General features: G+C 42.0%; 7 protein-coding genes. All 7 read left to right on the top strand.

Going from position 1 to position 11,558, the window contains the following annotated elements:
• Positions 1 to 21: 21 nt before the first annotated feature.
• The 7 genes from ACNURT_RS16135 to ACNURT_RS16105 all read left to right on the top strand — a co-directional run bounded on the left by ACNURT_RS16135 (position 22) and on the right by ACNURT_RS16105 (position 11,555).
• On the top strand, positions 22 to 1,536 hold the full coding sequence (locus ACNURT_RS16135) for a glycan-binding surface protein (RefSeq protein WP_419698570.1): 1,515 nt from the start codon (positions 22 to 24) through the stop codon (positions 1,534 to 1,536).
• A 184-nt stretch (positions 1,537 to 1,720) separates the two neighbouring features.
• Positions 1,721 to 2,272, top strand: coding sequence for a hypothetical protein (locus tag ACNURT_RS16130; RefSeq protein ID WP_419698569.1), 552 nt, complete (start codon positions 1,721 to 1,723; stop codon positions 2,270 to 2,272).
• 428 nt (positions 2,273 to 2,700) lie between these two features.
• Positions 2,701 to 4,173 (top strand): cellulase family glycosylhydrolase, encoded by a 1,473-nt coding sequence (locus tag ACNURT_RS16125; protein ID WP_419698568.1) that lies wholly within the window; start codon positions 2,701 to 2,703, stop codon positions 4,171 to 4,173.
• Between the two features lie 326 nt (positions 4,174 to 4,499).
• Positions 4,500 to 6,272 carry a family 43 glycosylhydrolase gene (locus tag ACNURT_RS16120; RefSeq protein ID WP_419698567.1) on the top strand — a complete coding sequence of 591 codons (1,773 nt, stop codon included), beginning with the start codon at positions 4,500 to 4,502 and terminating at the stop codon, positions 6,270 to 6,272.
• A gap of 564 nt (positions 6,273 to 6,836) precedes the next feature.
• Positions 6,837 to 7,067: a hypothetical protein gene (locus ACNURT_RS16115; protein ID WP_419698566.1), complete on the top strand. Its 231-nt coding sequence runs from the start codon at positions 6,837 to 6,839 to the stop codon at positions 7,065 to 7,067.
• A 55-nt stretch (positions 7,068 to 7,122) separates the two neighbouring features.
• Positions 7,123 to 9,279: a glycoside hydrolase family 3 C-terminal domain-containing protein gene (locus tag ACNURT_RS16110; protein ID WP_419698565.1), complete on the top strand. Its 2,157-nt coding sequence runs from the start codon at positions 7,123 to 7,125 to the stop codon at positions 9,277 to 9,279.
• A 161-nt stretch (positions 9,280 to 9,440) separates the two neighbouring features.
• Positions 9,441 to 11,555, top strand: coding sequence for an alpha-L-arabinofuranosidase C-terminal domain-containing protein (locus ACNURT_RS16105; protein WP_419698564.1), 2,115 nt, complete (start codon positions 9,441 to 9,443; stop codon positions 11,553 to 11,555).
• The last annotated feature ends 3 nt before the right edge of the window (positions 11,556 to 11,558 follow it).

Raw genomic sequence — 11,558 nt, 5'->3', positions numbered from 1 at the left:
AAATATTAAAAATATATTGTTATGAAAAAGAAATCATACTTAAGCTTGTATTTTTTGTCACTTGTCTTTATGATAGTGGCCTTACTGCCGGCTTGCAAAAAGAATGCAGACGGGGGCAGCAGTGCTCCTCCGGTTATCGCAGCTATTAAAAGTTATGTAGCCACACCTAATGATACGGTTTTACACAGCGCCGTGGCAAATGGCCAATGGGTGGTTATAACCGGGCAAAATTTGCAAAATGCAACACAAATTTATTTTGACGGAGTTCCCGCCTCTTTTAATGGTGCTTTATTTGCCCCCGGCAGTGCTGTTGTGCAAATACCTAACATACAGTTTGCAAAAATTGATACTGCTAAGCTATATACTGTGGACTATAGAACAACAGCCGGATCAACAACGTTTTCTTTTAAATTAGGCCCGGCGGCACCTGCTGTTTGGACAATTTCCAATATATATGCCAACCCGGGTGATTCTGTTTATGTTTATGGCGCAAATCTATTTTTTGTTCGAAATTTTTCATATAGGGGTACAGCAATCCCGTCGTTTAAATTAGACACTAACGGGACTTCTATCGGATTTTTGATGCCGGCTGCAACGACCAATGATCGGGTATTGGTAACCACCAAAATCGGTGCAGTGAATTTTAAGCTAATTGCGACCCCGGTCATAGCGGGTATTTCCAATGAAAATGCCAACCCGGGCGATTCAGTTTATATTTATGGTAGCTATCTTAAAGGAGTTCAAAAGCTAACTTTTGCTGGTACGCCAGTTACTTCTTATAGTTCATCAAAAGATGGGAGTTATGTTGGCTTCGTTTTGCCAACGCTAACGCAAAGCGGGCCGGTATCTGTTACTACAGAGTTTGGCACGGGTACTACCGTGTATAATGTGCACGATCTTGTGCATGGTATAATTGCCAATATAGAAAATGATAAGTGGGGTATGATAGGCTGGGATGGTGGAACCCAAAGTACCGGCAACCCTGCTAATGCTCAATCGTGGCTGCCATATAATCCTGATTTTCCCGGAAATACTTCAAATTTTGCTGTGCTAAAAACCAATATTCTGCAGCCGGGAGAAGGCTATGGTGATGGTTGGCCGCCTGATTATCAACTTGCCTTTGATAAGGAGCAATGGATTCCACAAGCTAATTTGGGCGATTCTATTCAGAATTATGCATTAAAATTTGAAATAAGTATTCCGAAAGCATGGAATGGAGGTGCACTTAATATTAAAGTTAACGGCAAAACTACATTTATTTATCGTTGGGAACCATGGAAAAGATCCGGGACTACTGCTACGGTAGCCTACACTACAAAAGGTTGGATGACGCTGACGGTTCCTTTTACGGAGTTCCGTAAAACAGATCTTGATCTGGGCGATGGCAAAGGTGTTGCAATGACACAATTTTCTGATATACTGGATAGTTCAGGAAATGGTACGTGCTTTATATGGTTACATAATTATGGTGGTTTTGCTACCGCAACCGGCTTTTATGGCGCCGTTGATAACTTAAGAGTTGTAAAAATTAAATAAGCTAAGGCCCCGTGGCAGCATATCGCCGTGGGGCTTTTTAACTGATTAAAATTTGAGACTAAATGAGAATAGCCTTAAAAGCACAAAGATCTGGCAGAAGCCCTTAATGCTATTACCTAAAACTATTGTACCAATTTTTTCAAACAAATAATGAACAATTATTAATATTTAAAACTCAAGTAACATGAAAAAAATCATACTATTATTTTTGGCTCTAACAACAGGGATGTTAGCCAAAGCACAGCAAACTCTGTATGCCGAAAATTTTGAATCAAATGTTAAGGCCGTTAGTGATGGCTATATGTATTCATTTGTACCATCTACAAAGGCAGGAAAATGGAATGGTGGAGTCGATTTAAAAACCGCTGGCAATGCCAATATAAATTTGCGTCAAGGGTGGGGTGACGGATTTCTATTGAAAATAGAATCCAAAGGTGCTGCTGTTACCATACCTAATATCAATGTGGCCGGTTTTACAAATTTAAACCTGTCTTATGAATTTGTTGTTGAAGATGCAGGAGATGCTGTAGTACCAAAAATTGAAGCAAGTATTGATGGCGGTGCTTCTTGGGTAACTCTACCTACAGTTGCTAGTGGTGGAAAGTGGTCTAAAGAAACAAAATCGGTTGCTTTGCCTTCAGGGAATTATAAAACAATAAGCCTCAGAATGAATCCTAATACTGTGAATGCCAATGCTATAATGTTTGATAATTTTATAATTACTGGAAAGCAGTAAGCCTGGCGATTGAATCGAACTAATCATGTGACAATTCAATTAAGGTTTATCTAAATTCCATTTGTTAACGAATTTAAAGGAGAAGTTGTAAATTCTGATCAACCATTTTGTGTTTCCATTTTTGATATACTTGGAAGAAAAGTAGAGACAATAAAACTTTAAGCTAATTGTCAATGGGATCTTCATTGAAATCAGGATTGTATATAGTTCAGGTTGATATAAGTAAAAATCAATGTTTGCCGATAAGAGAATGCCATTAATTATGGGCGATTAGGAGTGACCATCAATCTGTTAAAATGGTGCAGAGCTTTGGATAGGCAGATTTAGTTAATATAAACCGTTCCGTTAATACGCCTATTGTGGCTGAAGAAAAAAAACACTGAACAGTATTGTTCAGTGGGGTATTTTAAATAAAGATTAAGACAAAAATGAAAATAAACAGTTTTTTTAAATCCTTAGTATTTCTTACTACGATTATCGCTCTTTTGGCATGCAAAAAGGCGAAAACTCTTGACCCGCAACTAACAGTTAGTGCGTCTACAATAAATTTTACAGGAGATGGTGGAAGCCAGGACATAACCGTTGCAGTTAATGCCGATTGGAGCGTCGACAACCCAGTTTTTTCGTGGTTGCAATTAAGTACAACATCAGGCCAAAGCGGCAACACTGTTATTCATTTAACAACATTATCACAAAATGCTACAACGGCATCCCGCTCTGGTATTTTATTCATAAGTTCTTCCAACGGGCAGGCAAGAAGGGTGATAGTTTCTCAGGCCCCCACCTTATACCCAGGTTATAATACATTCCCTATAGCGCCAGATATGACCGGAATGACCAGTACCGCCGTGCAACTGGCAGCAAAAATGCAGATGGGGCTAAATTTTGGTAATACCATGGAGTCTCCAAACGAAGGTGATTGGCAGAGTAGTAAAATGACCGAATCGTATGTGAAATTTGTAAAAAGTTTAGGTTTCAATGCTGTACGGATTCCCTGTAACTGGGTTTGGAGTCATTTAAGCGATCGGAAAAAGGCAACAATTGACCCGGCCTGGCTTGCGCGGGTGAAAGAAGTGGTTGGATGGTGTGTGGCTAATGATGTGTATGTGATACTTAATGCTCACGGGGATAATGGTTGGCTGGAAAATAATGTCAATGCGTTAAAGAAAGATTCCGTTAATGCGATGCAAAAGGCCATTTGGGAGCAAATTGCTACAACCATGCGTGATTTTGATGAGCACCTTATATTTGCCGGCGCGAATGAACCTGCGGCGGATAATGCCGAGCAGATGGCCATACTCAATGGTTACCACCAGACATTTATTAATGCAGTTCGCTCTACCGGGGGCAGGAACAGTTACCGGGTGCTGGTTGTGCAGGGGCCTCACACCGACCCTAATAAAACTAATGACTTGATGAATACGCTCCCAACAGACAAGATCCCTAACAAGTTGATGGTGGAGGTGCATGACTACACGCCTGCTGCATTTACGATTTTAACGGATGGAGATGCAAGTTGGGGCAAAATGGTTTATTACTGGGGCGCCGGGAATCATTCTACTATTGAGCCGGACCGTAACGCCACCTATGGAGAAGAGGATGCAATCACTTCTGAATTACAAATGATGAAACAGAAGTTTGTTGATAAAGGTATCCCTGTGATGCTGGGTGAATATGCTGTCTGGAGGAGGACTGCCGCCACCAATAGCAATTATCTTCCTAAGGATCTGGATATGCACAACAAGTCTGTGGATTATTGGACAACTTTTGCGACCAAAACGGCTGTTGCGAATGGCCTTCATCCATTCTGGTGGGAGATAGGTTTTATGTTAGATAGATCTAATAATGTGGTAAAGGACCAGCGTATGATGGATGCCATTAAAGCAGGATATAAACAGTAATGGTGGATTAAAAGCTTTTACTGGAACAGCGGTACTGTGAATGGGCTATACAGTACCGTTTTCCGGTGAGCTAACTTTAAAAAATTTAGCTTAACGTATATAATTGATATTGATTGTGAAAAGATAAATTAAACTAAGAAACTGCTTAAAAAAGGTAATTTGAAAAATGTTATGATAGGACTTGGCAGCATTTTAAGGTCTGTAAGATGTGATTTTATGCAATAAGAGCTGCGAAACTTCGCTTATCTGCCTGTCAAAACCATTCACAGCATTCTTAACAAATCAAATTTAAACAGCTCCTAACAAAAATGAACAATATAATAAATATGAAAAAAGGTATATTTTTAGTCTTACTATTCTTGGTCCCATCGCTTTCTTTTTCCTGTAAAAAGAAAGCGATGAAGCCTCAACTCACTGTTTCTTCTTTGCAAGTTGTTTTTGAGGCGAAAGGAAGTAGTTCTGATCTTTCCATTACTACAAATGGTAATTGGACAGCGGCGGTCAACATCTCATCTCCATGGTTCACCATAAGTCAGTCATCGGGAGGCCCGGGAAATGTTACGCTTAAATTAACCGCGAACGCTAACAACACGGGGGCTGGCCGCGAGGCGATTGTGACTATCAACGCTTCGAATGGTGATATAAAGCAAATTCAAGTTTCACAGCCAGATAATGAAGATCTGGAAGCAAAATTCGCAAAAATTTCGCCGAAACTTCTCACCAATAATGGGAATCCTTTATTAGATTTTATGTTTACGGCCGACCCAACAGCTATAGAATACAATGGAAGAATTTATGTGTATGCCACGAATGACCAACAACAGTATGAGAAGGTAGGAAAGGATGGGAAAAATAGTTACGAGTATATCCGTACACTGGTCATGATGTCTTCCGATGATATGGTCAATTGGACTTATCATGGCCTCATAAATACAGCAAAGCTGGCGCCATGGACTTTTACGTCCTGGGCGCCTTCCATTACATCCAGACTGGAAGCAGATGGTAAGACGCACTTCTATTTGTATTACTCCAATAGCGGTGCTGGCTCAGCCGTGCTTACTTCCACCTCTCCCGTTGGCCCCTGGAAAGACCCATTAGGAAAGAACATAGTCGACCATTCTGTTCCCGGTGTAGATGTCGATGTTCCATTCGATCCCGGAGCTATGATTGACGACCAAGGTACAGGCTGGCTGGTTTTTGGAGCCGGAAAGCCTAAAACAAAATATATGCCGGATAATGCCAGAATCGTCAAATTAGGAGTAGATATGATCAGTTTGGCCAGCAGTATTTCTAAAATACCCGCTCCTTATTTTAATGAGGCCAGCGACCTTAATTTTATCAATGGAACCTGGGTTTATAGCTATTGTACGAGTTGGGATGAACGCACTGAATGGCCTTATAGCAATATTGCTAAACCAACCGCATGCAACATATCTTATATGACGAGTAAAACACCATTAGATCCGAATAGTTGGAAGTATCGCGATAATTACTTTAAGAATACCGGCGACGTTAACGTGGGGCCTTTGACAAACAATCACAGTCATTTGTTCAAGTTTAAAGGGAAATATTATCTTGCTTACCATGCCATGTATTTACAGGATTATTTTAACACTAAGGGTGGTTTTCGTAATGTGGGTATCGAAGAAGCACCGGTGGATGAAGGGGGGGGCGTGAATATACCCATGATCAACGCAACTTTTAAAGGTCCGTCACAAACTAATCTATTAAATCCGTTCGTTCTGCAGCAAGCAGAAACCACCGCAGGCACTTCGGGGCACGTCCAGTTCGATACTGTTGGTGTTGTGGGTAATATGGTTGCCAAAGGACAAATAGATAAACAATGTCTCATGGTTCGGGGAGCCGATTTTAGCAAACAGATTCCTGCCAAATTCGAAGCCCGTGTGAAAGGAAAAGGTACAATTGATGTTTATGTAAATAATCTTAAAGGCCCGGCTCTTGTTTCTCTTGTATGTGATGCGAAGGAATGGACTACGCTCTCAAAGCAAATAGGACTGAACATAGATAAAGGAGTAAGGAATATCTATTTTGTATTTAATGGAGAGGGTTTTTTGTTTGATGAATGGAAATTTTATTAGTCCGGTTGCTGGTTTATTGATGCTATTTATAAGCAGATGTTCGATCAAAGGGCTGTTGCTGCCGATTCGGTGAAACCGTTACGCCTTTCTTTTGAGAGCCAGGCAAAGTGCTTGATCAGCGTATGATGGATGCCATTAAAAGCAGGATATAAACAGTAATGTTGGATTAAAGCTTTCACTGGAAGCGGTACTGTGAACAGATAAGACAGTACGTTTCTGGCGAGCTAAACTTTAAAAATACGCTAAGTTTTACGATAAAAGATCAGAAGTAATGAAAATTAAATAAGAGAGAGAGTTTAGTTGTTTATTTATAAGTGAATGCCAGGGGCCTTTACCGAGAGGTTCCGGCATTTTTTTAACTACCACAATTCTGTTTTCAACATCGGAGATCTTAATGCGGACGCTAACTAAAATATGATACAAAAATCTGCAAATTATTTTCAACATCAGGCAATGAACCTTTGCACAAAGTGTAATATTAAAGTAAGCTGAAAGAAATCAACAGTGATCTATTTGAACGCATGACGATTGCCGAGGCAAATGATACCTGGTTAAAAAGGGGATATGGAAAATCAAATTATTTCAAAAGCGCCAGAATTAAATGAAAGTGAAATTAAAGCTTTGATAGAGAATTTTGATACGATTGGTATTTTGCTTAAAGAGCACCCTATTATCTTCAGTAACCCTATCTTAACGTCTGAGTCGAAAAAAATGTGTAACGAGGGCTTGGTTCTTATTAAGAAGTTAACTCAAAAGTGTTTAGAACATTATGGGATGCGTTACCTTTCAAAATAAGATTTCAACTACACGCTACTTAAACATGTGTTAAAACCTAAAGGAATAAATAATTATGAAATATACGATTGCCTGTATAATGGCATTTTTGGTGGCTGGCGGAGTTTCGGCACAAAGCAAAAGTGAGGTGGCGCTTACCACGAAGATCAACAGGATCATCAGGAAAATGATGCTGGAAGAAAAAATAGGGATGCTGCATGGCAACGCTTTGTTTTCTTCAGGGGGCGTACCACGTTTAGGTATCCCGGAGCTCACCTGCGATGACGGGCCATTGGGCGTACGCGAAGAGATAAAACGTTTTGATTGGGCCTCGGCTAACTGGACAACCGATTCTGCCATGTTCCTGCCAAATGGTTCGGCAATAGCCGCCACCTGGAACCCTGTAATGGCCAACCGGTATGGCGTAGTGATAGGGGAGGAAGCCAATGCCCGTAAAAAGATGGTCATGCTTGCACCGGCATTCAATATTTGCAGGATGCCGCTTTGCGGCCGTACCTATGAATATTATTCCGAAGACCCTTATCTGAACAGCCAATTGGCTGTTCAATCTGTCAAAGGAATCCAAAGCCAGCATGTAGCAGCCTGTATAAAACATTTTGCCGCCAATAACCAGGAGCTTAACCGCGACAGCGTAAACACGATAGTTGATGAAAGGGCTTTACGCGAGATCTATCTCCCGGCCTTTAAAGCAGCCGTACAGCAGGGGAATGCTTACACGGTTATGTCGGCCTACAATAAGGTGAATGGTTACTGGTGTTCCGAGAATGATTTTTTATTAAATAAGGTGCTGAAAAATGAATGGGGCTTTAAAGGAGTGGTCATGTCAGACTGGGCCGGGACGCACCATACAGTTGCTGCGGCCAATAACGGGCTTGACATTGAAATGGGATCAAGCGGACCGTATGACCGGTGGTACTTTGCCCAGCCATTGCTTGCCGCTGTAAAAGCGGGCCAGGTTTCTGAAAAAACGATTGACGATAAAGTGCGCAGGATTTTATGGCTCATGTACCATACCTCCATGAGTGCTGATCATCCTAAAGGATCAATAGCTACGCCAGAACATGCGAAAGCCGCTTATGATATCGCATCAGAATCCATCGTTCTGCTAAAAAACGACAATCATTTATTGCCATTAAAAACAAGCGCAATCAAACGCATTGCAGTAATCGGGGATAATGCGGTACGCACATTTGCCCTGGGAGGGTATGGCGCGGGAGTAAAGGCCAAATATGAGGTTACCGCCCTGGAGGGCATAAAATCAAGGTTTGGCAAAACATCCGGTATCAGTTTTGCGCAGGGTTACAGGGCCAATTACCTGGCAAGTAAAACCGACGAACAAAACCGAGGCTATGATAAACCCGATCAGAAGCTGATCGATGAGGCTGCAGCGCTTGCAAAGGCCAGCGATGTGGTTATTTTATGTATCGGCTCAAATCGGGAATATGAGAGTGAAGGCCATGACCGTAAAAGCCTGGAACTGCCTTTTGGCGAGCAGGAATTAGTTAACGCGGTTACAGCCGTTAATCCGAATACCATTATCGTCATGATGGCCGGCGCGCCATATGATCTGAATGAAATCAAAAGATCCAATCATACGGTTGTCTGGTCATGGTTTAACGGATCAGAAGCCGGTAACGCGCTGGCCGATGTACTAAAAGGTGTTATCAATCCGTCGGGTAAGTTGCCGTTTACTTTTCCTGTATCCTTAAAAGATTCTCCCGCTGCTGCCTTAAATACTTATCCAGGTACCGGTGCTACAGCTGATTACAAAGAAGGTGTGCTGGTTGGATATCGCTGGTATGATACCAGGAAAATTGAACCACAGTTTCCCTTTGGATATGGTCTTTCCTATACTGATTTTTCGTTCAGTAAACTTTCCACCGACAAATCAAGCTATAAAAAAGATGAAACCATCCATGCCCGGTTTAGGATCAAAAATACCGGAAGCAGATATGGAGCCGAAGTGGTGCAGTTATATATAAGTGACCCGGTTTGTTCAGTATTGCGCCCTGAAAAAGAACTTAAAGGGTTCGAAAAAGTATTTCTGCAACCCGACGAAACAAAAACGGTAGAACTGGATGTAAAGGTTGCCGACCTGGCTTTTTATGATGAATCAAAAAAAGCGTGGAATGCGGAAGCCGGCGAATATGTTCTTCAATTAGGTAATTCATCACGCAATATTTCAAAAACAGTAAAAATCCTGGTTAAATAAGCTCATTTCAGAAAGCTGTGTGAAGTTTATGGAAAAATCTGTAAACTGGACATACAGGCTATCGGAATGCTGATAAACTCAGAAATAATTTTCAATGGGAATGCCCCGTTGATTTTGTAAAATAAGTGTGAAAAACACAATAAATAATATTAAATTTCACGATGAAAAAGTTATTATCCATTTCAAGCTTGTGCCTGTTTCTATTCACTGCAACAAGTTTAAAAGCGCAAAACCCTAAGCTTACGCTTGATTTAACTAAACCCGGTGCAAATGTAAGTCCGCAACTGTATGGGTTGATGACCGAAGAGATCAACCATTCATACGATGGAGGTTTGTATGCCGAGCTGATCAAAAACCGGATATTTAAGGACAACCCAAATACGCCGGAAGCATGGAGCGTAATCAAGGAAGGTGGCGCTAAGGCCACAATTCAATTAGTTGCCGCAAACCCCGACAATGTACCCATCGATCAGCGGCGCCATGCAATTAATAGCGCGTTAACTACTTGTTTGAGACTATTAGTGGATACAGGCGGCGGTCGGGCCGGTATTGCAAATGAGGGTTATTGGGGCATACCTGTTTTGCCTAATACAACTTATAACGCTTCTTTTTATATTAAGGGCACAGAAAGCAAACCACTCCCCGGCCGCCCATGGGATCCCAAGCCTACAGTTGCTGTTCCGATAATTGCTGATAATACGGCCGGGCCTATCACCGTAAGTATAGAAAGCAATGACGGTAAAACGGTATATGCTTCGGGAACTATTAATCTGGTAAAAAGCACCTTTTGGAAAAAATATGAACTTAAATTAACAACAAGCGCAGATGTTAAACCAACATCTGCCGCCCGTTTTGTTATTTCAACAAACCGTACCGGGGTTTATTATTTTAACCTCGTGTCTTTATTTCCACCAACTTATCATAACCGTCCGAATGGCAACCGGATAGATATAATGAAGCTATTGGCTGATATGAAACCCCGTTTTTTACGTTTTCCCGGCGGTAATTTCCTCGAAGGTCCAAAATTGAACGATGCATTTCCATGGAAAACTACTTTGGGGCCGCTTGAGGGGAGGCCCGGTCATACCGGCTCATGGGGCTACCGCCCTTCTGATGGAATGGGCTTACTTGAATTTTTAGAATGGTGCGAAGACCTGAAAATGGAACCGCTGCTTGCCGTTTATGCTGGCTATTCACTCGACGAGGACCATGTGGACGCAGGTCCGCTTTTAAAGCCATATGTAGATGATGCGCTGGATGAAATTGAATATGTTACGGGCGACGTTCACACGTACTGGGGCGCTAAGCGCGCGGCAGATGGGCACCCGGCGCCTTTTAAACTCAGCTATGTGGAGATTGGTAATGAAGACGGGTTTGACACGTCTGGCAGTTACGATGGACGTTTTGCCCAGTTTTATGATGGCATTAAAGCCAAATATCCAAACCTTCACTGTATTGCAAGCATCGGAGGTAAGGATTGGCTTGGGAGCAGGGGTAAATTAACCATTCGCAAGCCCGAAATTGTAGATGAACATTATTACCGGAATGCCTGGGGGATGGAAGAGGACGCGGCACATTACGATAACTACGACCGCAATGGATATAAAGTGTTTGTAGGTGAATGGGCAACAACGGAAGGCATGCCCACCACCACTTTGAATGCTGCCCTCGGTGATGCCGCGTGGATGACCGGTATGGAACGTAACTCAGACCTCGTTATCCGCTCATGCTACGCGCCTTTATTGGCAAATGTAAATAAGGCTACCGCAACCGCGCCGAAAGCATGGCAATGGGAGTCAAACCTGATAGGTTATGATGCATTGACAAGTTTTGGTTCACCATCGTATTATGTGCAAAAGATGTTTAACAGCTATATCGGCAATAAAGTGGTGCCTATAGCGGGAGCCAATATACCAACCCAAACGCGGCCTGCCACTAAGCAAGACAGCGCGGCGAACAAAATGCCTGAACCTATACCAGCCATGTTTTATGTAGCTACCCGGGACACCAAAACAGGAAAACTGTTTCTTAAAGTAGTAAATGCAACAGGAAAGCCGCAGCAGGTTGATATTGATTTAAAAGGGGCCGGAAATTTATCACCAGAGGGTATCCTGGTAGTAATAAAAGGTGATAAACCCGAAGATACGAACACAATTAGCGATCCGGTAAAAATAGTTCCGGTTACCTCCAAAATAAAAGTGGCCGGCGCTAAATTCACAAGGACTTTCGACCCATACTCAGTAAGCGTGCTTCAAATAAATACATTAACTAAATAATTA

Source organism: Mucilaginibacter sp. NFX135 (genome assembly GCF_048565145.1).
In the GTDB taxonomy this organism is placed as follows: Bacteria; Bacteroidota; Bacteroidia; order Sphingobacteriales; family Sphingobacteriaceae; genus Mucilaginibacter.
This window is presented reverse-complemented; position numbering and strand designations above follow the sequence as displayed.

Coding starts and splice junctions, on each gene's coding strand:
- ACNURT_RS16135 (WP_419698570.1), top strand. CDS start 22: ATGAAAAAGAAATCATACTTAAGCTTGTATTTTTTGTCACTTGTCTTT.
- ACNURT_RS16130 (WP_419698569.1), top strand. CDS start 1,721: ATGAAAAAAATCATACTATTATTTTTGGCTCTAACAACAGGGATGTTA.
- ACNURT_RS16125 (WP_419698568.1), top strand. CDS start 2,701: ATGAAAATAAACAGTTTTTTTAAATCCTTAGTATTTCTTACTACGATT.
- ACNURT_RS16120 (WP_419698567.1), top strand. CDS start 4,500: ATGAAAAAAGGTATATTTTTAGTCTTACTATTCTTGGTCCCATCGCTT.
- ACNURT_RS16115 (WP_419698566.1), top strand. CDS start 6,837: ATGGAAAATCAAATTATTTCAAAAGCGCCAGAATTAAATGAAAGTGAA.
- ACNURT_RS16110 (WP_419698565.1), top strand. CDS start 7,123: ATGAAATATACGATTGCCTGTATAATGGCATTTTTGGTGGCTGGCGGA.
- ACNURT_RS16105 (WP_419698564.1), top strand. CDS start 9,441: ATGAAAAAGTTATTATCCATTTCAAGCTTGTGCCTGTTTCTATTCACT.